At 70.3% G+C, this 22,668-nt stretch carries 22 protein-coding genes and 1 tRNA gene; 11 read left to right on the top strand and 12 right to left on the bottom strand.

The window, feature by feature from the left end; translation table 11 throughout:
- Window positions 1–2 precede the first annotated feature (2 nt).
- From QRO03_RS12040 to QRO03_RS12015, 6 genes are all read left to right on the top strand, one after another.
- Window positions 3–1,031 carry an agmatine deiminase family protein gene (locus QRO03_RS12040; protein ID WP_285137738.1) on the top strand — a complete coding sequence of 343 codons (1,029 nt, stop codon included), beginning with the start codon at window positions 3–5 and terminating at the stop codon, window positions 1,029–1,031.
- A gap of 89 nt (window positions 1,032–1,120) precedes the next feature.
- Window positions 1,121–1,885: a DUF2520 domain-containing protein gene (locus tag QRO03_RS12035; RefSeq protein WP_285137737.1), complete on the top strand. Its 765-nt coding sequence runs from the start codon at window positions 1,121–1,123 to the stop codon at window positions 1,883–1,885.
- Window positions 1,886–1,887: 2 nt separating this feature from the next.
- On the top strand, window positions 1,888–2,769 hold the full coding sequence (gene panC, locus QRO03_RS12030; RefSeq protein WP_285137799.1) for a pantoate--beta-alanine ligase: 882 nt from the start codon (window positions 1,888–1,890) through the stop codon (window positions 2,767–2,769).
- Window positions 2,766–3,620 carry a 3-methyl-2-oxobutanoate hydroxymethyltransferase gene (gene panB, locus QRO03_RS12025; protein WP_285137736.1) on the top strand — a complete coding sequence of 285 codons (855 nt, stop codon included), beginning with the start codon at window positions 2,766–2,768 and terminating at the stop codon, window positions 3,618–3,620. The genes panC (QRO03_RS12030) and panB overlap by 4 nt, the downstream gene beginning before the upstream one ends.
- A gap of 191 nt (window positions 3,621–3,811) precedes the next feature.
- Window positions 3,812–4,429: a hypothetical protein gene (locus QRO03_RS12020; protein ID WP_285137735.1), complete on the top strand. Its 618-nt coding sequence runs from the start codon at window positions 3,812–3,814 to the stop codon at window positions 4,427–4,429.
- Window positions 4,430–4,524: 95 nt separating this feature from the next.
- Window positions 4,525–4,902 (top strand): PH domain-containing protein, encoded by a 378-nt coding sequence (locus QRO03_RS12015; protein ID WP_285137734.1) that lies wholly within the window; start codon window positions 4,525–4,527, stop codon window positions 4,900–4,902.
- Window positions 4,903–4,956: 54 nt separating this feature from the next.
- On the opposite strand, the gene QRO03_RS12010 is transcribed toward QRO03_RS12015, so the two are convergent.
- Window positions 4,957–5,046 (bottom strand) — tRNA-Ser (locus QRO03_RS12010).
- A 241-nt stretch (window positions 5,047–5,287) separates the two neighbouring features.
- On the opposite strand from QRO03_RS12010, the gene QRO03_RS12005 reads away from it, so the two are divergent.
- On the top strand, window positions 5,288–6,241 hold the full coding sequence (locus QRO03_RS12005) for an L-lactate dehydrogenase (protein ID WP_285137733.1): 954 nt from the start codon (window positions 5,288–5,290) through the stop codon (window positions 6,239–6,241).
- Between the two features lie 256 nt (window positions 6,242–6,497).
- Window positions 6,498–7,865, top strand: coding sequence for a DNA repair protein RadA (gene radA, locus QRO03_RS12000; protein ID WP_285137732.1), 1,368 nt, complete (start codon window positions 6,498–6,500; stop codon window positions 7,863–7,865).
- Window positions 7,866–8,366: 501 nt separating this feature from the next.
- Here radA and QRO03_RS11995 read toward each other — a convergent pair.
- The 4 genes from QRO03_RS11995 to QRO03_RS11980 form a co-directional block, all read right to left on the bottom strand.
- A complete protein-coding gene (locus QRO03_RS11995) occupies window positions 8,367–8,777 on the bottom strand; it encodes a dehydrogenase (protein WP_285137731.1) in 411 nt (136 codons plus the stop codon).
- Between the two features lie 281 nt (window positions 8,778–9,058).
- A complete protein-coding gene (locus tag QRO03_RS11990; RefSeq protein ID WP_285137730.1) occupies window positions 9,059–9,739 on the bottom strand; it encodes a hypothetical protein in 681 nt (226 codons plus the stop codon).
- Between the two features lie 91 nt (window positions 9,740–9,830).
- Window positions 9,831–10,340, bottom strand: a complete 510-nt coding sequence (locus tag QRO03_RS11985) for an amino-acid N-acetyltransferase (protein ID WP_285137729.1) — start codon at window positions 10,338–10,340, stop codon at window positions 9,831–9,833.
- A gap of 71 nt (window positions 10,341–10,411) precedes the next feature.
- Entirely contained in the window at window positions 10,412–12,937 is a 2,526-nt protein-coding gene (locus QRO03_RS11980) for an ATP-dependent Clp protease ATP-binding subunit (protein WP_285137728.1), read from the bottom strand.
- Window positions 12,938–13,125: 188 nt separating this feature from the next.
- On the opposite strand from QRO03_RS11980, the gene QRO03_RS11975 reads away from it, so the two are divergent.
- Both QRO03_RS11975 and QRO03_RS11970 read left to right on the top strand, forming a co-directional pair.
- Window positions 13,126–13,752, top strand: coding sequence for a hypothetical protein (locus tag QRO03_RS11975; RefSeq protein WP_285137727.1), 627 nt, complete (start codon window positions 13,126–13,128; stop codon window positions 13,750–13,752).
- Complete coding sequence (locus QRO03_RS11970; protein WP_285137726.1) at window positions 13,749–13,982, top strand: helix-turn-helix domain-containing protein; 234 nt, start codon at window positions 13,749–13,751, stop codon at window positions 13,980–13,982. Before QRO03_RS11975 ends, QRO03_RS11970 begins: the two co-directional genes overlap by 4 nt.
- A gap of 55 nt (window positions 13,983–14,037) precedes the next feature.
- On the opposite strand, the gene QRO03_RS11965 is transcribed toward QRO03_RS11970, so the two are convergent.
- The 3 genes from QRO03_RS11965 to QRO03_RS11955 form a co-directional block, all read right to left on the bottom strand.
- Window positions 14,038–14,760 (bottom strand): hypothetical protein, encoded by a 723-nt coding sequence (locus QRO03_RS11965; RefSeq protein ID WP_285137725.1) that lies wholly within the window; start codon window positions 14,758–14,760, stop codon window positions 14,038–14,040.
- 74 nt (window positions 14,761–14,834) lie between these two features.
- Window positions 14,835–16,301, bottom strand: a complete 1,467-nt coding sequence (gene cls, locus QRO03_RS11960) for a cardiolipin synthase (RefSeq protein ID WP_285137724.1) — start codon at window positions 16,299–16,301, stop codon at window positions 14,835–14,837.
- Window positions 16,302–16,365: 64 nt separating this feature from the next.
- Window positions 16,366–16,563, bottom strand: a complete 198-nt coding sequence (locus tag QRO03_RS11955) for a hypothetical protein (protein ID WP_285137723.1) — start codon at window positions 16,561–16,563, stop codon at window positions 16,366–16,368.
- 133 nt (window positions 16,564–16,696) lie between these two features.
- Here QRO03_RS11955 and QRO03_RS11950 point away from each other — a divergent pair, with 133 nt between their 5' ends.
- On the top strand, window positions 16,697–17,854 hold the full coding sequence (locus QRO03_RS11950; protein WP_285137722.1) for a DUF4192 family protein: 1,158 nt from the start codon (window positions 16,697–16,699) through the stop codon (window positions 17,852–17,854).
- Here QRO03_RS11950 and lysS read toward each other — a convergent pair.
- The 4 genes from lysS to QRO03_RS11930 all read right to left on the bottom strand — a co-directional run bounded on the left by lysS (window position 17,805) and on the right by QRO03_RS11930 (window position 22,635).
- A complete protein-coding gene (lysS, locus tag QRO03_RS11945; RefSeq protein ID WP_285137721.1) occupies window positions 17,805–19,325 on the bottom strand; it encodes a lysine--tRNA ligase in 1,521 nt (506 codons plus the stop codon). The genes QRO03_RS11950 and lysS overlap by 50 nt on opposite strands.
- Window positions 19,326–19,544: 219 nt before the next feature.
- The gene (gene panC, locus QRO03_RS11940; RefSeq protein ID WP_285137720.1) at window positions 19,545–20,399 is read right to left on the bottom strand and encodes a pantoate--beta-alanine ligase; all 855 of its coding nucleotides are present in this window, start codon (window positions 20,397–20,399) and stop codon (window positions 19,545–19,547) included.
- Window positions 20,396–21,115, bottom strand: a complete 720-nt coding sequence (locus QRO03_RS11935; RefSeq protein WP_285137719.1) for a DUF2520 domain-containing protein — start codon at window positions 21,113–21,115, stop codon at window positions 20,396–20,398. The genes panC (QRO03_RS11940) and QRO03_RS11935 overlap by 4 nt, the downstream gene beginning before the upstream one ends.
- On the bottom strand, window positions 21,112–22,635 hold the full coding sequence (locus QRO03_RS11930) for a PH domain-containing protein (protein WP_285137718.1): 1,524 nt from the start codon (window positions 22,633–22,635) through the stop codon (window positions 21,112–21,114). Before QRO03_RS11930 ends, QRO03_RS11935 begins: the two co-directional genes overlap by 4 nt.
- Window positions 22,636–22,668: the final 33 nt, after the last annotated feature.

The raw sequence follows: 22,668 nt of genomic DNA, 5'->3' as shown, positions 1-22,668 counted from the left end.
CCATGTGGCGCATGCCCGCTGAAACCGCCCCCCACGAGCGCACCTGGATGGCGTTCCCCCGCGAAGGCGTCACCCTCGGCGACACCGCCGCCGCGCGCGAAGAGGGGTACCGCGCCTGGACCGAGGTCGCTCACGCGGTCGCGCAGTTCGAGCCCGTGACGATGGTGGTGGACCCGACCGAGATCGCCCGCGCCGGTCGCCTGCTGGACTCGTCGATCGAGATCGTCGAGGCCCCGCTCGACGAGTTCTGGATGCGCGACGTCGGCCCCACCTTCGTCACCGACCCCGACCGGCCGGGCGTCCTCGGCGCGGTGGACTGGATCTTCAACGGCTGGGGCGCTCCCGACTGGGCCGAGTGGCAGAAGTCCGCTCTGCTCGCGCGGGTCGTGGCCGAGCACGTGGGCGCCGAGGTGATCGACTCGCTGCTGGTCGCCGAAGGCGGAGGCCTGCACGTCGACGGCGTCGGCACCGTACTTCTCACCGACACCGTGCAGCGCGACCCGCGCCGCAATCCGCACGCCGACCGCGCCCGCGTCGAGGCCGAGATGGCCCGGACGCTCGGCGCGACGGATGCCGTCTGGCTCTCGCGCGGCCTCACCCGCGACTACGACGAGTTCGGCACCAACGGGCACGTCGACATCGTCGCGACCTTCGCCTCTCCCGATCACGTCCTCGTTCACGAGCAGCAGGATGCCGGCCACCCCGATCACGAGGTGTCGCGCGTCGTCCGAGAGGAACTCGCGGCCGCCTTCGCCGCGCTCGGGCGCTCCGTGACGGTCACCGGGGTGCCCGCCCCCTCGACCCTGCACGACGGACACGGCTGGGTCGACTGGAGCTACATCAACCACCTCGTCACCAACGACGGCGTCGTGCTCTGCGGCTTCGGAGACGAGGCCGCCGACGCGCGCGCCGCCGAGATCATCGGCGACGCCTACCCGGGGCGTCGCGTGGTTCTGGTCGACGCCCGCCCGATCTTCGACCGCGGCGGCGGCATCCACTGCATCACCCAGCAGCAGCCACGGGTGGGCTGAGGGCCGATCCCGAGCCCTGCTCCGCGCGAGGCGGGAGCGAGTACGGTGGAAGGCGGCGAAGCCGCCCCCGGGGTCGGCGCCACACGCATATGACACCGCCACTCCTCCCCTCCGCCCTGAAGCTGCCGGGCCCCGTCCTCGTCGTCGGCGACGGTCGCATGGGCCGCGCTCTCGTGGCCGCCCTCGACGCCGCCGGGGTGCCGGTCGTCGGTCCGGCGGGTCGGGGAGCATCGGGGGCGAATGCCGCGATCGTTCTGCTCGCGGTCCCGGATGCCGCGATCGCCACCGCCGCGCGCGCCATCGCCCCCGGTCGCACCGTCGGCCACCTCTCGGGGGCCCTCGACCTCTCGGTCCTCCACCCCCACGACGCCTTCAGCATCCACCCCCTCATGACGGTCACGGCGGCCGGGGCATCGTTCGCCGGGGTGACGGCCGCCCTCGCCGCGACGACTCCCGCGGGCTCGGCGATCGCCTCGGCCCTCGCCGAGGTCCTCGGGATGACGGGCGTGGAGGTGCGTGACCAGGACCGCGCGGCGTACCACGCGGCCGCCTCCGTCGCCGCGAACTTCCTCGTCACGCTCGAGGGGATGGCCGAGGAGCTCGCCGCGACCGCGGGGATCGGGAGAGAAGCCCTCGTCCCCCTCGTGCGCGCCGCGGTCGACAACTGGGCGGAACGCGGAGCGGTCGCCGCCCTCACCGGCCCGGTCTCGCGCGGCGACGACGCCACGGTGGCTCGGCAACGGCGGGCCGTCGCCGAGCGTCTCCCCGACCGTCTGGCGCTCTTCGACGCGCTCGTCGACGCGACGCGCGACCTCGCCACCGCACAACGACCCGGAATCGAGTCCCTCCCGTGACCATTCGCATCGTGCGCACCGTCGCCGAGCTGCGCGCCGCTCTCGAACCCCACCGCGGCGGAGGGATCGGATTCGTGCCGACGATGGGCGCCCTCCACGAGGGGCACCTCTCGCTGCTGCGCGCCGCGGCGGCCGAGAACGAGACCGTGGTGCTGTCGATCTTCGTCAACCCGACGCAGTTCGGCGAAGCCGCCGACCTCGACGCCTACCCGCGTACGGAAGAGGCCGACGTCGAACTGGCCGCGCTCGCCGGCACCCACATCGTCTTCGCGCCGTCGGCGGCCGAGATGTACCCGGCGGGCTTCGCCACGACCGTCTCCGTTCACGGCGCACTCACCTCGACGCTCGAGGGCGCCGTCCGCGGTCGTTCGCACTTCGACGGCGTCGCCACCGTCGTCGCCACCCTGCTGCTCGCCGTCGGACCCGACCGCGCGTACTTCGGGGCGAAGGACGCTCAGCAGGTCGTGGTCGTCCGGCGCATGGTCACCGACCTCCGCATCCCCGTCGAGATCGTGGCGCGCCCCACCTCCCGTGACGCCGACGGTCTGGCCCGCTCCAGCCGCAATGCGCGTTTGTCGGCTGAGGAACGGCGACTCGCAGCGGTCATCCCGCGGTCGCTCCGCGCCGCTCAGGATGCCTTCGCCTCCGGCATCCGGAACACCCATCGCCTCACGTCCCTCGTGCACGAGGGACTCACCGAAGCCGGATTGGATCACGAGTACGTGCGGATCGTCGACGCCGACAGCCTGGAACCCCTCACCGATATCGCGCGCCCGGCGCTGCTCGCCCTCGCCGTCCGGGTGGGGCAGGTCCGACTCATCGACAACGTGGTGCTCGATCCGGGCGTCGATGACCGCATCGCCCTCGAGGGGAGCCTGAGATGACCCGCCGCAAGGTGACGCTCCGCCGGCTCCGCGAGCTCGCCGAGGCCGGCACGCCGCTGGTCATGGTGACGGCCTACGACTACGTGTCGGGCCGCGTGGCCGAACGCGCGGGCGTCGACATCGTGCTGGTCGGCGACTCCGGCGCCCAGGTGGTGCTGGGGCACCCCGACACCACCTCGGTGACGCTCGACGAGATGCTGACCCTGTCGAAAGCCGTCCGCCGGGCGATCGAGACCCCCCTGCTGCTGTGCGACCTGCCGTTCGGGTCGACCGAGCTCAGCGACGAGCAGGCGGTCGAGACGTCCATCCGCTTCGTCCACGAGGCCGGCGCCGAGGCGGTCAAGATCGAGGGGGCGAACCCGGCACGACTGTCGCGCCTGCGGGCGATCGTCGACGCCGGAATCCCGGTCGTCGGGCACGTGGGTCTCACCCCGCAGACCGCGACCGCGCTCGGCGGGCTCCGCGCCCAGGGACGCACGTCCGACGAGGCGGTCCGAGTCGCGCGCGACGCGCTCGCCGTGCAGGAGGCGGGCGCCTTCCTCCTGGTCATCGAGGCCGTGCCCGCCGATGTCGTCGCCGAGATCCGCCGGTCCCTGCGGATCCCCGTCATCGGCATCGGCGCCGGAACCGCCGACGGGCAGGTGCTCGTGCAGCACGATCTGCTCGGGATCACCGAGGGCCGCGCACCCGTCTTCGTCAAGCGTTACGCCGCACTCGGCGATGCGATGGTCGAGGGCGTCGAGGCGTACGCCCGAGAGGTGCGCGAGGGCGTCTTCCCCGCGAGCGAGCACACGTACCCGGCCGCAGCCGAGGCTGCCACGGCGGTGCGGGAGTTCATCGACGGGCTCTGACCTGCGCCGTCCACCCGCGGGTTCGGCGACGCCGATCGGCCCCACTGATTCGGCGACGCCGATCGGCCCCACTGATTCGGCGACGCCGATCGGCCGGGCGGCAACGCGTGCCGGGTTCAGGCATCCCCTCGATCCGGGCTGCGGATGAGCGCGCCATCGACCGCACGGGCGCGCTGAGCGAAGATGCTGTCATGCGTTCCGCCTCCCGTGCTCCGCTCCTCGCCGGCCTCGCGGCGGTCGTCACCCTCGCCATCACCGCCTGCGGAGGGACGCCAACGCCGGCCGACGGCGCCTCGATCTCGCGAAAGGCCGCCCTGCTCGACATCGACCCCGCCCTCGTCTTCACGACCCGGGTCGACGGGTACGACCTCGCGTCGCAATCGGTCGGACCGGCGAACGACGACGGACTGTCGGCGACGTGGGTCGACGAGCAGACCGCGGCCATGATCACCCTCCGCACCTCGCCCGGAGAACCCGATGCCGAAAGCTGTGCGGCGACACCGATGTGGGACCTGCCCGACGCAGCGGTGACGTGCACCGAAGAGGCCGGGCTGTGGCACCGCGAGGGCGGCGGCGCGCACGAGTTCCTCGTCGCGCGCGACGGCGCGACGATCTGGGTGATCGGCCCCAACGGAACCCCGCTCGACGACCTGCGCCGGGCAGCCGAGGCGGTGCACGTCCCCTCGGATGCCGAGCTGAAGGCGTTGTTCGCCGACGCGCCGACAGAGCCGCCCGCACCCGTCGAACGCGGCGATCTCCCCGAGAACGGCGACGGCGCGCCGATACAGCCGTCTGGGCCGGGAGGCTGAGTCGCGCACCGCTCGAGGTCGCCGGCCGCTCGGGCGCGTGCCGCTACGGTGAGGACGACGCGCCGACATGGGCGCCGGATGAAGGAGCACACCTCATGGTCGAAACCAGCCAGATCCTCTCGTGGACCCTGCAGCGGGAGATCCCGACACCGGCTGACGTCGCGCCGCTGCTCGTCGAGGGCGAGCAGGCGGTCGCGTCGTTCCAGACCTTCCGCGATTCGGCCACATTCACGACGAAGCGGCTCATCGTCCGCGACGCGCAAGGGATCACCGGTCGCAAGGTGGAGATTTACTCGCTTCCGTACTCCGCCATCGAGATGTGGTCGTCCGAGAACGCGGGGGGTCTGCTCGACCGCGATGCCGAGATCGAACTGTGGACGAAGGTCGGACACATCAAGATCAAGGTCACGAAAGGCGCCGACATCCGCCGCCTCGACAGCCTCATCGCCTGGGCCGTGCTGCATAAGCACTGACACCCGCTCGACATGACGAAGGCCCCGCATCCGTGAGGATCGGGGCCTTCGTGGTGGCGGTGACGGTGGGATTTGAACCCACGGTAGGGGTGAACCTACACAACATTTCGAGTGTTGCACCTTCGGCCGCTCGGACACGTCACCGCCGGAAAGCTTACGACAGATGCGGCGATGCCGCGAATCCTGGCCCGAAGCGGCACTCCGGCCCGCGCCGGACTCCGGCGAAACGTCGGCCCCCTTTGCCTGAGCAATCGACCCCTGCGACACCGCATGTCCGGAGTTCGGCGCGTCCGCGCCCGGAGACACGGCCGAGGTACGGCATCCATTCGTCCACCGTCGAACGACCACGGTGGAGTGCGCTCACGGCCGCTGCCAGGATCGAGCCATGAGCGTGATCGAGAACTCCAAGCTGACGGTCGTGGGCGCGGGAAGCGTGGGGGCGAGCGTGGCGTACGCGGCTCTCATCCGCGGCTCGGCCCGGCACGTCGCGCTCTACGACATCGCGACCGACAAGGTCGAGGCGGAGGTGCTCGACCTCGCGCACGGCACCCAGTTCACCGGTTCCAGTGACATCACCGGGGGCAGCGACGTCTCGGTCGCCGAGGGCTCCCACGTCGTGGTTATCACCGCGGGGGCGAAGCAGAACCCGGGGCAGACCCGCACCGAACTCGCCGCCACGAACGCGCGCATCATCCGCGACATGATGCCGGACCTGCTCGAGGTCGCGCCGAACGCGGTGTACGTCATCGTGACGAATCCGTGCGACGTACTGACGGTGCTCGCGCAGGAGGCGACGGGCCTGCCCACCCGCCGCATCTTCGCCTCGGGCACGGTGCTCGACACCTCGCGGCTGCGGTGGAAGATCGCCCAGCGCGCGGGCGTCGCCACCACGAGCGTGCACGCCTGGATCGTCGGAGAGCACGGCGACACGGAGTTCCCGCTCTGGTCCACCGCCACGATCGGATCCGTGCCGATCACGCAGTTCGAGCTCCCCGACGGCAGTCGCTTCGAGAAGGACGAATTGGATGCCATCGCCGTCGACGTCCGCGACGCCGCGTACAAGGTGATCAAGGGCAAGGGTGCGACGAACTACGCGATCGGCCTGTCGAGCGCGCGCATCGTCGAGGCTGTCCTGCGCGACGAGCACGCGATCCTCCCCGTCAGCACGGTGTTGCAGGGCTTCCACGGCATCGACGGCATGGCCTTGTCGGTGCCGTCGATCGTCAGCGCGGCCGGGGCTGTGCCCGTCGCCGGCACGCCGTTCTCCGACGACGAGGTGGCGCTGCTGCGCCGCTCCGCCGACGCCCTCACCGAGGTCGCCGACTCGCTGCGCGGCTGAGGCGACGCCGTCCGCATGCGCGGGGCGCCGCGAGCTCGCCGCCGAACGGGTGGTGCACCGGTGCCCGGTCGACGAGGACGGTCGAGCCCGCGCGCTTGTGCGCTCCGACGCATAAACGATGTTCCTGCGCATAAACACGCCGTCACCGTGTTTCTGCGCACGGATCGCATTTACGCGTGGGCCGACGACGGACGACGGGCACCGGATGCCGCGGCCCGGCACGGGCGATGTCGGAGGCCCCGCGTAGCCTGAGCACATGGCATCCCGACGTCCCGCTGCAGCACCCGCTCCCTACCGCTGCACCGAGTGCGGGTGGACGACGGTGAAGTGGGTCGGTCGGTGCGGCGAGTGCCAGTCGTGGGGCACCGTCGTCGAGGCCGCTGAGCAGACGGGCATCGTCCGCTCGATCGTTCCGGTCGCACCCGGGGCCGCTCGCGCGGCCCGTCGCATCACCGAGATCGACACGCAAGACGCGCCGCGACGCACCAGCGGGGTCGGCGAGTTCGACCGCGTCCTGGGCGGGGGCATCGTTCCGGGCGCAGCCATCCTGCTCAGCGGCGAGCCGGGCGTGGGCAAGTCGACGCTCCTGCTCGAGGTCGCCGCGCAGAGCGCCCGCGCGGGGCGCCGGGTGTTGTACGCCAGCGGCGAGGAGTCCGCCGCGCAGGTGCGCCTCCGAGCCGAGCGCACGGGCGCGCTGCACGACGAGCTCTTCCTCGCGGCCGAGACCGACCTCGCGACGATCCTCGGTCACATCGACCAGGTCGAGCCCGGCCTGCTCATCGTCGACTCCGTGCAGACGGTGTCATCGGCGCACAACGACGGTGCCGCGGGCCAGCCGGCCCAGGTGCGCGAGGTCGCCTCGGCGCTGATCCGCGTGGCGAAAGAACGCGGCCTGCCCATCATCCTCGTGGGCCACGTCACCAAAGACGGCTCGATCGCCGGGCCACGGATCCTCGAGCACCTCGTCGACGTGGTGTGCCACTTCGAGGGCGACCGGCAGACGTCGCTGCGTTTCGTCCGCGCTCTCAAGAACCGCTTCGGGCCCACCGACGAGGTCGGCTGCTTCGACATGACCGGCACCGGCATCGCCGAGGTCGCCGACCCGAGCGCGCTGTTCCTGGGGCACGGCGAACCCGAGCCGGGCACGTGCGTGACCATCGCGATGGAGGGGCGGCGCGCCTTGCCCGTCGAGATCCAGGCGCTCGCGGTGCGGCAGACCGCGCCCAACCCGCGGCGCATCGTGAACGGCGTCGATTCGTCGCGCGTGGCGATGGTCCTCGCCGTGCTCGAGAGCCGCATGGGCCTGACGCTCTCCGACCGCGACGTCTACGTCTCCACCGTCGGCGGCGTACGCCTCATCGAGCCCGCGGCCGACCTCGCCATCGCCATCGCCGTCGCGAATGCCGTGAAGAACCGCAAGGTGTCGAAACGTCTCGCCGCAATCGGCGAACTCACCCTCACCGGCGAGATCCGAAATGTCACGCAGGCTGCGCAGCGGGCTTCCGAGGCGAAACGGCTCGGGTACCACACGGTGCTCGACTCGTCGTCGCGCAAGCTGGCTCAGGCTCTCAACGAACTGCAGGCGCGGGGCATGCCGCGTGACGAAGGCGAGCCCGGATTCTGACCTCTGCCGGGTGAGGCCGCGATTCCACCGTGACGCCTGAGAGCACGGCCTGCCGCGTGAAGCGGATGCCGGTGGTTCGACCGTCGCGTCGCACCCTCGGCCGGATGCGTCGGATCAGCGCCCGGGAGGAGCGGACCGGCGGCGGCGGTGCGGTGACGTCATGCCCAGGACGGCGGGGATGACAAGTCCGGCGGCGCACACGGCACCGGCGATCAGGAACTCCATGGCCCCGAGTCTTGCACGCCGGTCTCACCCGCGCGACTCGGATTCTTCACCAACCAACGGGGATTCGCCCCGGGGCGACCGGCAGCCCGCGCGCCATTCAGCACGGTCGCGCGGCGCGCCGGCTGCCGGCCGCCCGCGCGCTATCGGCGCGATCATCCGATTCGCCCGGACGGCAGCCCGCGCGCATTGCAGCGCTGTCCCACAGCTCGGCGTCGAACCCACGCACCGCCACCCGAAAGCATCCCGGTGCGACGACCGGGCGGGTTGGGCGGCCCGTCAGGCGTCGAGGGCGGCGATCAGATCGGCGGGTGACGCCTGGATCGGGTGCGGCCCGGCGATGTCGATGAACACCGTGGTGATGGCATCCTGATGCGCACCGAGGAAGGCCCGCAGCCACTGCGGCGACTGCAGTGCCACGTGCGGGGGCAGCGTCTCGGGCTTGTGGGCGGCGTCGCTGAACAGCAGCAACGCCACCTGAGCGTTGTTCGGATCGCGGTAGGTCCACACCTCGCCGACGCTGAGGGGATTGTCCGCGTCGCCCGGTGTCATCAGGGGAACGACGGTGGGCCCGTGACGCAGCGCGAAGGCGATGGCGGCCATGTCCTGGGTCTGCAGCGCGTCGGAGAGTGCGGTGTTCTTGAAGTCCACGTCGAGCTTCTTCCCCTTGCGCTTCTTGCCTGCGGCCATCCTCCGAGCCTATCCGCGGCCCCGCTCCGCCCGGCGCCCCGTGGTATCCGGTGGGCTCCGAGCGCACGCACGGCACCGCGCCGCAGCGCGCGAACCGGTGAGCAACGGAGGAGATTCGGCGAAGGGAGGACCAGCCGACGCGAAAGAGTCCTCCGCTCGCCGAATCTCCTCCCCCGGGTACGACCTCAGGGCCGCGACACCGCCGCGCATTGCCCGTGAATCTCCGCCCGCGTCATGCGAGCCCCGTCCCTAACGGGCGCGGATCGCGAACGGGCGCGGGATCACTGCAGGATGAACGACGCGGTGCCCGCCGAGGGGATGCCGCCGATCGAGACGCTCAGGTGATACGTCGCGCCTCCGCCCGGCGCGTAGGGGCGTTCGCCGTCGCAAGAGCTCACGGACGAGCGCGTGCGATCCCAGGTCAGGGGGGCGGAACTCGTGACGACCTGGCCCGCGGCGAGCGTCACCTCCATGTCGCTCGGCTCCGACTGGCAGTCGGTCGAGCGCCACCACACGTCGGTGCCGCTCGTCACCGTGAACGACTGGGCGCTCGTTCCCACGTTCAACACGCAGGGGGTGTCCGATGTGTTCGACAGCCGGATCGACAGCTGCGGGTTCTCACCCTGGGCGTACTCCGCCTTGTCCGACAGTGCCTCCACCGTGATGTTCGCGGCGGTGCACTCGATGGGCCCCGTCGGCACGCTCGGCGTCGGTGTCGCGGTGGGACCTGCCGTCGGGGTGACGGCTGCCGAGGGCGCGGCAGCGGTCGCCGACGGCGACGCCGGGGCGGTGCTCACGGACGGATCGGACGAGGGGGCGGCGGTCGGTGCGACACGCCAAGGCGGAGCCGCGACGAGCCATACGACGAGGCCGATCACGATCAGGGCGAGAAGCCCCGCCGCGAGACGGCGTCGGCGATAGACCGCCGGGGACTGCCTCCGCCTACGGGGGGCATCGGTCATGGTTCCAGGGTAGGCGTCCTGGCCGTGAGCCCACTCCACGGCACGCTCGCCATCACCGGCACCTCACCCGCCCCGCGAGATGTCGAGTGACTCAAAGGTTCTTCAGCATTCGCGTGTTGCCGAGGGTGTTGGGCTTCACATGTGCGAGGTCGAGGAACTCGGCGACGCCCTCGTCGGGGCTGCGCACCAGCTGCGAGTACACGTCGGGCGGCACCACCTGTTCGCCGATCTCGGTGAAACCGCGGCGGGTGAAGAAATCGACCTCGAAGGTGAGGCAGAACAGCCGCGACACCCCCAGCTCGCGCGCGCGCTGTTCGAGCGTCTCGACGAGGGCTCGCCCGACTCCGAGGTGCAGCCAGTCGTCGTGCACGATGAGGGTGCGGATCTCGCCGAGGTCCTCCCACATGATGTGGAGCGCGCCGCAGCCTACGACGACACCGTCGACCTCGGCGACGACGAACTGCTGGACCGAGCCGTAGAGCACGACCAGGTCTTTGCCGAGCAGGATGCGCTTCTGAACGAACGGCTCGAGCAGTTCGTGGATGCGTCGGACGTCGGCGGTACCGGCGGAGCGGACGACGAACGGCGCGGGAGAAGTCATCGTCCCAGCGTACGCCGCGACGACGAAGGGGCCCGGATGCCATGGCATCCGGGCCCCTTCGTGCTACAGCGTCAGCTGCCGGCCAGTGTGTCGGGGGTGGCGGCGATCTCGCCCGCCGTCCCGACGCCCAGCGCGACCTTCTCACCACGCGGGGTGGTCTCGAACGAGAACTGTCCGTTCTCGACTCCCACCTTCACGTGGTCGCCCGACTCGAGCTCGCCGTGGAGGATCTTCTCGCTGAGACGGTCCTCGACCTCGCGCTGCATGGCGCGACGTAGGGGGCGCGCACCGAGCGTCGGGTCGAACCCGATGTCGATGAGCTTGTCCTTGGCCTCGTCGGACAGCTCGACGGTCATGTCGCGGTCGAGCAGGCGATCGGCCAGTCGCTTCACGAACAGTCCGACGATCTGACGGAGCTCGTCCTTGTTCAGCTGCGGGAAGACGATGACGTCGTCGACGCGGTTGAGGAACTCGGGCTTGAAGTGACGCTTGAGCTCCTCGTCGACCTTGCCCTTCATCCGCTCGTAGGACGTCTGCGCGCTGCCCTCGACCTGGAAGCCCACCGGGCCTCCGGCGATCGCCGACGAACCGAGGTTCGTCGTCATGATGATCACGGTGTTCTTGAAGTCGATGACGCGGCCCTGACCGTCGGTCAGGCGACCCTCTTCGAGGATCTGCAGCAGCGAGTTGAAGATGTCGGGGTGGGCCTTCTCGATCTCGTCGAAGAGCACGACCGAGAACGGCTTGCGGCGCACCTTCTCGGTGAGCTGGCCGCCCTCTTCGAAGCCGACGAACCCGGGAGGGGCACCGAACAGGCGCGAGACCGTGTGCTTCTCACCGAACTCCGACATGTCGAGGGAGATCAACGCGCCCTCGTCGTCGAAGAGGAACTCGGCGAGCGCCTTGGCGAGCTCGGTCTTTCCGACGCCCGTGGGGCCGGCGAAGATGAACGAGCCCGAGGGCCGCTTGGGGTCCTTCAGACCCGCACGCTGGCGACGGATGGTGCGCGAGAGGGCCGCGATCGCCTCTTCCTGGCCGATGACCCGCTGGTGCAGGGCCTTCTCCATGAACATGAGGCGGCTGGACTCCTCCTCGGTGAGCTTGAACACCGGGATGCCGGTCGCCTGGGCGAGCACCTCGGCGATCAGGCCCTCGTCGACCACCGCGTGGGAGGCGACGTCGCCGGAGCGCCACTGCTTCTCGAGGCGCAGACGCTCGGCGAGGAGCGACTTCTCCTCATCGCGCAGGGAGGCGGCCTTCTCGAAGTCCTGCTCCTCGGAGGCCTGCTCCTTCTGCTCGCGGACCTTGGCGATCTTCTCGTCGAACTCGCGCAGCTCGGGCGGCGACGACAGGATCGACAGACGCAGGCGGGCGCCGGCCTCGTCGATCAGGTCGATGGCCTTGTCGGGCAGGAACCGGTCGCTGATGTAGCGGTCGGCGAGATTCGCCGCGGCGACGATCGCGCCGTCGGTGATCTGCACCTTGTGGTGCGCCTCGTAGCGGTCGCGCAGCCCCTTCAGGATGTTGATCGCGTGGGGCAGGCTCGGCTCGGCCACCTGGATCGGCTGGAAGCGGCGCTCGAGCGCGGCATCCTTCTCGAAGTGCTTGCGGTACTCGTCGAGCGTGGTGGCACCGATGGTCTGGAGCTCACCGCGGGCGAGCAACGGCTTGAGGATGGATGCCGCGTCGATGGCTCCCTCGGCGGCACCGGCACCCACGAGGGTGTGGATCTCGTCGATGAAGACGATGATGTCGCCGCGCGTGCGGATCTCTTTCGTGACCTTCTTCAGGCGCTCCTCGAAGTCACCGCGGTAGCGGGAACCGGCGATGAGCGACCCGAGGTCGAGAGAGTAGACCTGCTTGTCCTTTAGCGTCTCGGGCACGTCGCCCTTGACGATGGCCTGCGCGAGACCCTCGACGACCGCCGTCTTTCCGACACCGGGCTCGCCGATGAGGACGGGGTTGTTCTTGGAACGGCGCGACAGGATCTGCATGACGCGCTCGATCTCTTTCTCGCGTCCGATCACGGGGTCGAGCTTGTTGTCGCGCGCGGCCTGCGTGAGGTTGCGACCGAACTGGTCGAGCACGGCCGAGCCGCCCTGCGCGGCGGAGGACTGCTGCTCGCCGGCGCCGGTGGCGACTCCGGCGGGCTCTTTGCCCTGGTAGCCCGAGAGCAACTGGATGACCTGCTGGCGCACCTTGTTCAGGTCGGCGCCGAGCTTGACGAGCACCTGGGCGGCCACGCCCTCGCCCTCACGGATGAGGCCGAGCAGGATGTGCTCGGTGCCGATGTAGTTGTGGCCGAGCTGCAGCGCTTCGCGCAGAGACAGCTCCAGGACCTTCTTCGCACGCGGCGTGAAGGGGATGTGTCCCGTCGGCTGCTGCTGTCCCTGGCCGATGATGTCCTGCACCTGCTCGCGCACGGCGTCGAGGGAGATGCCGAGGGACTCGAGCGCCTTGGCCGCGACACCTTCGCCCTCGTGGATCAGTCCCAGCAGGATGTGCTCGGTGCCGATGTAGTTGTGGTTGAGCATCTTCGCCTCTTCTTGGGCGAGGACGACCACACGACGGGCACGGTCGGTGAATCTCTCGAACATCTCAGTCCCTCCAGAAATGGGCTGACAGGCACGCCTCCGCGCGCCGTACATCGAGAGTAACCAGCGGCCGGAGGCCAGGGACGCGTGTTCGCCGTGGGCATACCGCGACCGGGCCGGTCTTGCGACACCCATCGATAGTCGTTATATTATCGATCACCGATAACAACGATCATCGATAAGGAGCGATCATGGCATCCCCCCGATCCACCCCTCGCACCCTCTCCCGTGGTGACACCTGGAACTTCGTGCTCTTCATCATCGCGGGCGTTGCGATCGCCGCGTGGGCGGTCATCCGCAGCATCGGCAACATCGTCGCCGCCGTCGGGAACCGTGACGTGCGCGTGCCGATCGAATTCCTCGACACCGTGGCACAGGCCCCCATCGGTCCCCACGGCGCCGCGGTGCCCGTCGAGCTGACCGGCGCCGTCGTCACCGCTCCCTCGCTACCGATCGCTTCGCTCTGGGCGCTTTTCCTGGGCGAGGGGCTCTTCGCCGCGACGGTGGTCGCGGCGGTCGTCCTGCTGCTCGTGCTGTGCGTCGGCATCCTGCGCGGCGACATCTTCAGCCGCCGCCACACCGTGATCGTCACCGCCGTCGGCGTCATCACGCTCGTCGGCGCCTTCGGTGTGCCCTTCTTCCACAACATGGTGGCCAACGGCGCACTGGCGTGGCTGTCGGACCGCACCTACGACCGCGGACTCACGCAGCAGATCGACCTGCCCGTCCTCATCGCGATCGGCTTCGTCGCCGGTCTGTCGAGCACCGTCTTCGCCGTCGGCGACCGTCTGCAGCGCGACACCGAAGGCCTGGTATGACCCCGGCGACCGCAGACGACGGGCCGAGCGGCATCCATTGCCGTCTCGACGAACTCCTCGAAGAACGCGGCCTGACGCTCACGCGCCTCAGCGAATTGGTCGGGGTCTCGGTCGTGAACCTGTCGGTGCTGAAGAATGACCGGGCACGTGCGATCCGCTACTCCACCCTCGCCGCGATCTGCCGCGTGCTGGAGTGCGAGGTCGGCGACCTGCTCGTGGTCGAGCGCTGACGGCGCCACGAGTCGGTCACGGAGACCGGATCGGGCGAGCTCCGCAGTCGCCGGTTCAGCGGCTGCCGAGCACCGGGATCGGATCGGGCGCCTGGACGTTGCCGCCGGAGAGGACCAGCGAGACCGGACCGTCGCCGGCCTCGGCGCCCACGTCGGCCAGAGTCACGCGCGGGGCGTAGTCCATGGTGCACACCTGATCGGCGGGGGGCGTGGCGAACGTCACGGCCACGTTGCCACCGTCGGTGCTCACCGATTCGACGGTGGGAACGCAGCTGGAGCTGCCGTACGTGACGATCGCGACTAGCGACGAGTTCGCCCAGCCGGCGCTCGGTGCGAAATCGGTGGGAGGAGCGGGAACCTCGGCCAGGGCGGCGAGCGTGGCCTCGCCCTCCGATGCCCCCGTCACCTTCACGGTGAGGGCGGCACCGGCGTCCGTACCCGCCGGTAGGGTCACCAGCGTCGCACGCGGCGCCATGTCGCGCGTGCACGGCTCCTGCGTCGGTTCGACGAGGTCCACCGTCAGCGCACCGCCGGCCATCTGCGGCTCCCCGGCGACGGCCGGCACGCACGACGAGCTGCCGGAGGTGACGACCGCGATCATGCGGCCCGCGTCGAGCCAGGCGGCGCTGACCTCGCCCGCGGGCGAGGATGTCGCAGTCTCGGTGGGCGACGACGACTCGGGCGATGACGCGGCGCCCGACGCGCACCCGGTCAGGGCGCCGGCGGTGAGCAGGCCCGCTCCGAGCAGGCCGATGAGGGTCAGACGTGAGCGAGACATGAAAACCTCCGGGGGGTGGGTCCGCCCCATGATGACGGAGATTCCTGGATGCCGGCGGCGAACGCCGCGGCTCCTCACTGCAGCGCGGAGGTAAGGCGGGCCAGGTTGTCGAGGATCGTGGAACGCAACGGCTGCCGACGCCACTCCTCGATAGTGAGGGGGCGGCTGAGCTGACGGTAGCGGTCCTCGACCGCCCGCATGTCGCGGACGAACTCCTCCCCGCGCACGAGCATCGACACCTCGAGGTTCAGACCGAAGGAGCGCATGTCCATGTTGCTCGAGCCGATGACGGCGACCTCATCGTCGATCGTCACGCTCTTGCTGTGCAGGATGAACGGCTTGCGGTACATCCAGATGACGACGCCGGCCCGCAGGAGCGCCTCGTAGTAGCTGCGCTGGGCGTGGTACACCATCGCCTGATCGCCCTCTTCGGACACGAACAACTCCACATGCACCCCGCGCTGGCAGGCGGTGGTGATCGCGAGGAGCAGCGCCTCGTCGGGGACGAAGTACGGGCTGACGATGATGATGCGTTCCCGCGCGGCGAAGAGCAGGCCGAGGAACAGCTTGAGGTTGTTCTGGAAGTCGAAGCCCGGCCCCGAGGGCACGATCTGGCAGTCCAGGTCACCCGGGCCGGTGGTCACGCTGAACAGATCGATCTCGTCGGTCAGGGTCTCGTCGGTCTCGCTGTACCAGTCGGAGAGGAAGACGGCGTTGATGCTGGCGACCACCGGACCTTCGACGCGCACCATGAGGTCGACCCAGTGCAGCCCGCGGCGGATGTTCTTGCGCAGGTTGTAGGAGGAGTCGGTGACGTTCTGCGAGCCCATGTAGGCGACATCGCCGTCGATGACGAGGAGCTTGCGGTGGTTGCGCAGGTCGGGACGCTGGTAGCGGCCGCGCAGCGGCTGGACGGGCAGCATCAGGTGCCAATGGGCGCCCATCGCGTCGAGGCGGCGCACCGTCTCTTTGTAACGCGGTTTGCCGCGGTTCGCCCAGTGATCCAGGAGCACGCGCACCACGACACCGCGCTGCGCGACCTCTTCGAGCGCGCGGAAGAAGTTGTCGGTGGAGTCATCGGACTGCAGGATGTAGAACTCCACGTGCACGTACCGCGACGCGCCGCGGATCGCGTCGGCCATGGCATCCAGGCTCTGCTGGTAATCGGCGATGAGCGTGGCGGCGTTGTCGCCCGCGATCGGCATGGCGCCAAGATTGCGGTTGAGCTGCACGAGGGCGCGGAACCAGTGCGGCGCGTTCGGGCGGAGGGTTCCGAACTCGAGCGACGCACTCGTGTCGTGGATGTACTCGTTGATGGCGGCCTGTTTGCGCCGGCGCTTGCGCGGCAGACGCGGATTGCCGATGAGCAGGAACAGGAACACCCCGACGAACGGGATGAAGTAGATCGCCAGGAGCCACGCCATCGCCGCGGTGGGGCGACGGTTACGGGGCACGACGATGATCGCCGCGATGCGCACGACCAGATCGACGACGAACAGCGTGATGACGAGCCAGCTCGCGTCGAACGTGGCGTTGATCACGGGTCCTCCTGGACGGGTTGTGGACCCAGCGTAGCGACGACCACCGACAGCGGTCTCGCGGACCTCAGTTCGCGGGGCCGTCGCCCGTCGACGCCACCGGCGGAAGTCCGCGCTTGGCCCGCTCCTGCGCCTCGATGCGCGTGTAGGCCTTGCGCTCGGTGCGGTCCATGCGGATGGCGCCTCGGAGGATGAAGAAGAAGACGAACGACACGACGATCGTCGGCAGGATCGCCCACAGCACAGCGGTCCACGTCTCGTCCATGCTCCGAGAATACCCGCGACGGCTGGGCGAACGCCCGCTCGCGCCTCCTCCCCACCCGGCGGATGCGGGGAATGATCCACGATCGAGCGAATCCGCCCGGAACGGAACGACCGTCGACGGCCACTCTCGACGCATGACCACCACCGTCCTGCGGGCAACCTCGTCTCCCGCGTTCCTCTCCCTCGTCCCGCACCTGCTCGAGTGCACGCCGCACCGCAGCCTCGTCGTCGTCCCCTTCCGCGAGGGCCGTTCGCTCGGCGCGATGCGCGTCGACCTTCCCCCGCAGGGCGATCAGGCCACCGAAGAAGGCGTCGCCTCGACCGTCGTGGGCATGGCCTGCAAGGTGACACGCACCGACGCCGTGGCGATCGCGGTGTATACCGACGGTTCCGTGACGGACGGTGCCGGCGCACCGCACGCCGGGCTCGTGGATGCCGTGCGCGCCCGCGCCGACATCTGCGGCCTGCGTGTCATCGACGCGCTCGTCGTGGGCTCCGACGGCTGGACGAGCTATCTCGAGCCGGCGGCTGCGGCGCACCCGCTCAGCGAGATCCAAGATGCCGCGTTCGAAGGGCTCGACCACGACGTCAGCGGCGACCACCTCGCCGCCGCCCGCCTGCCCTCCGGATCCGAAGACGATTCGCGGCTGCTCGCACAACTCCTCGGCGACGTGGAACATGCGCTGCGCCGTTCGCGCGATCGCCGCCGCCTCTCGCCCGCCCGGCGCACCGCGGCCGACGCCGTGGCCGCGGAGATCGCCGATCCGCCCGAGTTGTTCGAGCGCACGATCATGCAACCGATCGATCAGGTCGACATGACACGGATCGCGGCCCTCGCGTTCTGCCTCGAGCGCCCCGCCCTTCGCGATGTCGCCCTGATGCAGTGGACCGGAGACCTGGCGACGGGCGACGCGGTGTTCCGCGCGCAGACCGCCTTCCGGGGCGGCGAGTCAGTGCCCGAAGACCTTGCGCGTCCGATGTGGGGCGAGGGGGCGCAGCCCGATCCGGCCCGGCTGCGCGCGGGGCTCGAACTGTGCCGACGCGTCGCCTCGCTCATCGCCCCCGAACGCCGGCCCGGAGCGCTCGCTGCGTGCGCGTGGCTGGCGTGGGCCTCCGGCCGATCCACGCACGCCGCGTTCTACGCGGACTCGGCCCTCGCGATCGACGGGACGCACGGGCTGAGCGAGATCATGCGCACCATGCTCGATGCCGGGCGGTTGCCCGAGTGGGTGTTCGAGCGGCCTACTTCACCAGCGGGAACAGGATCGTCTCGCGGATCCCGAGTCCGGTGATCGCCATCAGCAGCCGGTCGATACCCATCCCCATGCCTCCGGTGGGGGGCATTCCGTGCTCGAGGGCCCGCAGGAACTCCTCGTCGATCGGCATGGCTTCGTCGTCGCCGCGCGCCGCCAGCTTCGCCTGCTCGGTGAAACGGTGACGCTGGATCACCGGGTCGACGAGCTCGGAGTAGCCCGTGGCCAACTCGAACCCGCGCACGTAGAGATCCCACTTCTCCACGACGCCGGCGATCGAGCGGTGCTCGCGCACGAGCGGGCTGGTGTCGACGGGGAAGTCCATGACGAACGTCGGCCGCGTCAGGCCCGGCTTGACGAAGTGCTCCCACAGCTCTTCGACCCATTTGCCGTGGGTCTCGTGCGGCGGGGCGTCCACCTCGTGCTCGGCGCCCAGCGCGCGCAGCGCCTCGAGCGTCGTGTCGGGAGTGATTTCGCGACCGGCGGCCGCCGACAGCGAGTCGTACATCGAGATGCGGTCCCACTCGCCGCCGAGGTCGTACTCGGTACCGTCCGCCCATGTGACCGTGGTGGAGCCGGCGACGGCGATCGCGGCATCCTGGATCAGGGTCTGGGTGAGGTCGGCGATGCCGTTGTAGTCGCTGTAGGCCTGGTAGGCCTCGAGCATCGCGAACTCGGGGCTGTGCGTGGAGTCGGCGCCCTCGTTGCGGAAGTTGCGGTTGATCTCGTAGACACGGTCGATGCCGCCCACGACCGCGCGCTTCAGGAACAGCTCAGGCGCGATGCGCAGGTACAGCTCGGTGTCGAAGGCATTGGAGTGGGTGGTGAAGGGGCGCGCGCTCGCGCCGCCGTGCTGCACCTGCAGCATGGGCGTCTCGACCTCGACGAACTCGCGCTCGGTGAACGTGCGGCGCAGGCTCTGGTTGACCTTCGCCCGCGCCAGGACGGTCTCGCGGGCGCGGTCGCGCACGATGAGGTCGAGGAAGCGGCTGCGGACCCGGCTCTCTTCGCTGAGCTCGCCGTGGAGGTTGGGAAGGGGGAGCACGGCCTTCGCCGCGATGGTCCACTCGGACACCATGATCGACAGCTCGCCGCGGCGGCTCGAGATCACTTCTCCCGAGACGAAGACGTGGTCGCCCAGGTCGACGAGGTCCTTCCACGCCTGCAGGGAATCGTCGCCCACGCTCGCGAGCGAGACCATGGCCTGGATGCGGCTCCCATCGCCGGCCTGCAGCGAGGCGAAGCACAGCTTGCCCGTATTGCGGCTGAACACCACGCGACCCGCGACACCGGCGGTCTCGCCGGTCTCGGCGCCGGCCTCGAGATCGCCGAACCGCGCGCGCAGTACCGGGATCGTCGTGGTGACGGGCACGGCGACCGGGTACGGCCCGCCCGCAGCGTCGGCGCGCTCGGCGAGCAGGCGCTCGCGCTTGGCCAGGCGCACCGCCTTCTGCTCGAAGACCTCGTCTTCGGTGGGTTCGGCGGCGTCGTTCGCGGGCGCGTCGGTCATCGGGAGGCTCCTCGGGGTCGTCTCCAGTCTATTCGCCGCGGCCGAGAGCCTCAGATCGACGGCGGGCACCGCACGCGCGGAGCGATCCGCGAGCGGAAGACGGCCGAGTCGCCCGGCGCCGCTCCCAGAGAGCGACCGCCTCACGGGCGACAGCCCCGCGCGGCCGTGTCAGCGCCCCAGGGACGACCGCCCCGCGCGCGGAAGCTCCGCGGGGCCGTCTCAGCGCAGCGAGATCTCGGCGTTGTCGATGAAGCGGTGACCACCCACCGTCGCGGCGATGAGGGCCAGGGCGCGACCGCGGTGGCCCTCGTCGACGGGCAGGAAGGTCGCCGGATCGACCACGCTGAGGTACTCGAGGGCGATGCGCTGCTCGCCCATCAGCGAAGACTGGGCGGCCGCGATGCAGGCGTCGACCCCCAGATCGGAGTTGGATGCCGCAGCCTCCAGCGCCCGCGGCAGCTTCGCCGCAGCACGACGATCAGCAGGCTCCAGCAGAGCGATACGGCTCGACACCGGCAGCCCGTCGTCGGTGCGGACGGTGGGCACCGTGGCGATCTCGAGGCCGAAGTCGAGGTCGCGCACCATGCGCCGCACGAGGAACGCGCGCTGAAGGTCGCGCTCGCCGTAGACGGCGACGTCGGGGCGGACCAGGTTGAACAGTTTCGCCTCGACGGTCAGCACGCCGTCGAAGTAGAACGGACGCACCCGACCCTCGTAGCGCAACCCGACGTCTCCCGCCGAGACGCGGGTCGTCGCGGTGCCCGCGGGCAGGAACTCCGCCGCGGAGGGCGCGAACACGACATCGACGCCCAGACCCCCGAGGACGAGCTCGTCGGCCTCGGGCGAACGCGGGTAGGAGGCCGTCTCATCCGCGGTGCGGAAACGCAGCGGGTTGACGAAGGTCGACACCACCACGACGTCGGCGCGCTGCCGGGCTTCATGGATGAGGTCGACGTGGCCGTCGTGCAGGGCTCCCAGGGTCGAGACGAGTGCGACACGGGGGCCGCCGGACGACCGATCTGCGCCTCGGATCTCGCCGAGTCGGATGCGCAGATCCTCGAGGGTGCGGATCATCCGTCGATCGTAGCGTCGTCGTCGAGGGTACGACGTCCGGCACCTTCGACGAGCGCCTGGTCGACACTCGACCGCACGAGCGCGGAGAGGTATCCGCCGGGGTTCTCGACCCCCACGCGCGACAGCATCTCGGACGACTGGCGCACGATCGATCGTGAGAATTCCGTCGCCGTGGCGATCGCCTCCGCGTACGCCGCGCGATCGTCCTCGGCCACCACCACCGGCTCGCAACCGAGTTCGACGGCGAGGGCCTGCGCGATGGGCAGTACGGGCGCGGGCGCCGTCACGGCGGCGTACGCCTGCGCCAATTGCCGGAGGTCGATCGACGACGTCCCGGTGAACACGATGGCGGGGTGGATCGCGAGAGGAATGGCGCCGAGCCGCGAGGCCGGGTCGAGGATGCGGGCGCCGAATGCGGCGTCGGTGTGCAGCACGAGCTGTCCCGGTTGCCAGGCGCCCAGCTCCGCGAGGCCCGTGACGAGCGCCGACAGCTGGTCGTGCGGCACCGCGATGACCACCAGCTCGCTGCGGCGCACGACCTCGTCCGCGGTGAGCACCGGAAGGCCGGGGAGGATCGCCTCGACCCGGTCGTCGTCGGAGCCGGAGGTGATGCCGGTGAGGGCGTGTCCGGCCCCGGCGAGCGCGGCGGCCAGGACGGGACCCACGCGCCCGGCGCCGATGACCCCCACGCCGAGGCGTCCGTCACGGCCGCTCATCCCGCCCACCGGTGACTACGGTCGCTCGCGGCCGCCGCGACGCTCGCGCGCGCCGTGCGCTCGAACATGCGCACCGCTTCGTCGCGGTCGAGGGCGCCGACCGAGGTCTGCACCGTGCCGGCGATCACGTGGCCCGTGAGCGTCGCCGCGCCGAACGCCCGAGCCAGCGGCCCTTGTTCCAGGCCGACCGACTGCAGGCGCGCCAGCGGCAGGATGCTCAGCGACCGCCACACCCAGCCCCGCCGCAGGAGCAGGGCGTCGTCGGACAGCAGCACACCGTTCCGCCGCCACGACAGCGGTCGGAGCCAGCGGGCGCGTGCCGGGGTGGTCACGTAGGGATCGTCGTCCACGGGACCCAGGATGCCGTCGCGGAACACGCTCGTCCACTCACCGCCGGTCAGGGCCGGTGCGAGGATCTCCAGCACACGCTCGACATCGTCACGCGTGCCGATGGGCAGCACGGCGGCCAGCTGGTCGGTGCTGCTGTCGGTCGACGACCGGCCCGAGAGGCGGTTCACCGAGACCGTCCACCACCCGAAGGGTCGCCAGAGCAGGGGTTGCCGCACCTCGATGGCGTGCACGCGGCCGGGAGGCACGATCTCGGAGACGGTGGTGAACAGCCCGAACGTCACTCGGACGCCGTCGGGCGTCGGCGCGATCGAGTACCGCAGACCGCGCGCGACGGATCTCACGTAATAGGCGCCGAACGCGAGGAACATGGGTACGACGGTGAAGAGCAGCCAGAGCGTCGACAGAGACGCCGCCACGACGATGCCGGCCACGAGGGCGATGAGGAACACCGTCGAACCGCTCAGCACACGGGATGCCACGAGCCGGCCGATCGGGATGCGCACGATGCTCTCGGGTTCGGCGTCGGAGAAGTCCTCACCGTCGACGAGACCCTGCAGGCCCGAGCCCACCGCCGCCGCGGCCTGGCGCGCGAGCGAGGACCGCTCGCCCCCGGCCATCTGCCCGGCGGCGAGCCGGCGTCCGGACGCGAGGCGGAGGATGTCCCCGCGGATCGCGTCGGCATCCTTCCCCGACAAGTACTCGAGCTTGACGTTGGCATCCAGGCCCGCCCCGACGACCTCCAGCTTCGCCAGACCAAGGAGCCGGGCGATCATGGGGCGCGTCAGGTTGACGCCCTGGACGCGGTCGAGGGGCGCACGGCGGTGAGTGCGGAACAGCACCCCCGAGCGCACCTCGACGTCGTCGTCGCCGATCCGCAACGTGTGGAATCGCCACGACAGTCGGAACAGCACCAGCAGCACGATCAGCACGGCCACCGTCGCACCACCGGCGATGAGGAGGAGGTTGTTCGCGAAGAGGTAGTCGATCGGGTCGGGCGGCAGCTCTCCGGGCGGCAGATCGGTGAAGACGGGGAACAGGAACTCGACCAGTCGCTCGCGCAGATTCGCCACGATGACGCCGATGATGACGAGGAGGGTCAGGCCGCCGCGAAGCAGAGGGGTGAGCGGATGCAGCCGATGCCATTCTCCGTCGCTGTACGGCGACCGCACCGCCGGTCGGACGCTCCGCACCGCACGGCGTGC

This window comes from Microbacterium sp. lyk4-40-TSB-66 (assembly GCF_030209475.1).
Lineage (GTDB): Bacteria > Actinomycetota > Actinomycetes > Actinomycetales > Microbacteriaceae > Microbacterium.
Note: the sequence above shows the minus strand (reverse complement) of the source record. Positions and strands in the feature narration are given on the sequence as shown.

What these genes read in the sequence shown, in the direction of transcription:
- QRO03_RS11985 (WP_285137729.1), bottom strand. Translation starts at nt 10,340, where the DNA reads ATGACTTCTCCCGCGCCGTTCGTCGTCCGCTCCGCCGGTACCGCCGAC.
- QRO03_RS11955 (WP_285137723.1), bottom strand. Translation starts at nt 16,563, where the DNA reads ATGGACGAGACGTGGACCGCTGTGCTGTGGGCGATCCTGCCGACGATC.
- QRO03_RS11995 (WP_285137731.1), bottom strand. Translation starts at nt 8,777, where the DNA reads ATGGCCGCAGGCAAGAAGCGCAAGGGGAAGAAGCTCGACGTGGACTTC.
- QRO03_RS12020 (WP_285137735.1), top strand. Translation starts at nt 3,812, where the DNA reads ATGCGTTCCGCCTCCCGTGCTCCGCTCCTCGCCGGCCTCGCGGCGGTC.
- panC (WP_285137720.1), bottom strand. Translation starts at nt 20,399, where the DNA reads ATGATCCGCACCCTCGAGGATCTGCGCATCCGACTCGGCGAGATCCGA.
- QRO03_RS12035 (WP_285137737.1), top strand. Translation starts at nt 1,121, where the DNA reads ATGACACCGCCACTCCTCCCCTCCGCCCTGAAGCTGCCGGGCCCCGTC.
- QRO03_RS11975 (WP_285137727.1), top strand. Translation starts at nt 13,126, where the DNA reads ATGGCATCCCCCCGATCCACCCCTCGCACCCTCTCCCGTGGTGACACC.
- QRO03_RS11970 (WP_285137726.1), top strand. Translation starts at nt 13,749, where the DNA reads ATGACCCCGGCGACCGCAGACGACGGGCCGAGCGGCATCCATTGCCGT.
- QRO03_RS11965 (WP_285137725.1), bottom strand. Translation starts at nt 14,760, where the DNA reads ATGTCTCGCTCACGTCTGACCCTCATCGGCCTGCTCGGAGCGGGCCTG.
- QRO03_RS12040 (WP_285137738.1), top strand. Translation starts at nt 3, where the DNA reads ATGTGGCGCATGCCCGCTGAAACCGCCCCCCACGAGCGCACCTGGATG.
- QRO03_RS11935 (WP_285137719.1), bottom strand. Translation starts at nt 21,115, where the DNA reads ATGAGCGGCCGTGACGGACGCCTCGGCGTGGGGGTCATCGGCGCCGGG.
- QRO03_RS11950 (WP_285137722.1), top strand. Translation starts at nt 16,697, where the DNA reads ATGACCACCACCGTCCTGCGGGCAACCTCGTCTCCCGCGTTCCTCTCC.
- panB (WP_285137736.1), top strand. Translation starts at nt 2,766, where the DNA reads ATGACCCGCCGCAAGGTGACGCTCCGCCGGCTCCGCGAGCTCGCCGAG.
- QRO03_RS12015 (WP_285137734.1), top strand. Translation starts at nt 4,525, where the DNA reads ATGGTCGAAACCAGCCAGATCCTCTCGTGGACCCTGCAGCGGGAGATC.
- radA (WP_285137732.1), top strand. Translation starts at nt 6,498, where the DNA reads ATGGCATCCCGACGTCCCGCTGCAGCACCCGCTCCCTACCGCTGCACC.
- QRO03_RS11990 (WP_285137730.1), bottom strand. Translation starts at nt 9,739, where the DNA reads ATGACCGATGCCCCCCGTAGGCGGAGGCAGTCCCCGGCGGTCTATCGC.
- lysS (WP_285137721.1), bottom strand. Translation starts at nt 19,325, where the DNA reads ATGACCGACGCGCCCGCGAACGACGCCGCCGAACCCACCGAAGACGAG.
- QRO03_RS11980 (WP_285137728.1), bottom strand. Translation starts at nt 12,937, where the DNA reads ATGTTCGAGAGATTCACCGACCGTGCCCGTCGTGTGGTCGTCCTCGCC.
- QRO03_RS12005 (WP_285137733.1), top strand. Translation starts at nt 5,288, where the DNA reads ATGAGCGTGATCGAGAACTCCAAGCTGACGGTCGTGGGCGCGGGAAGC.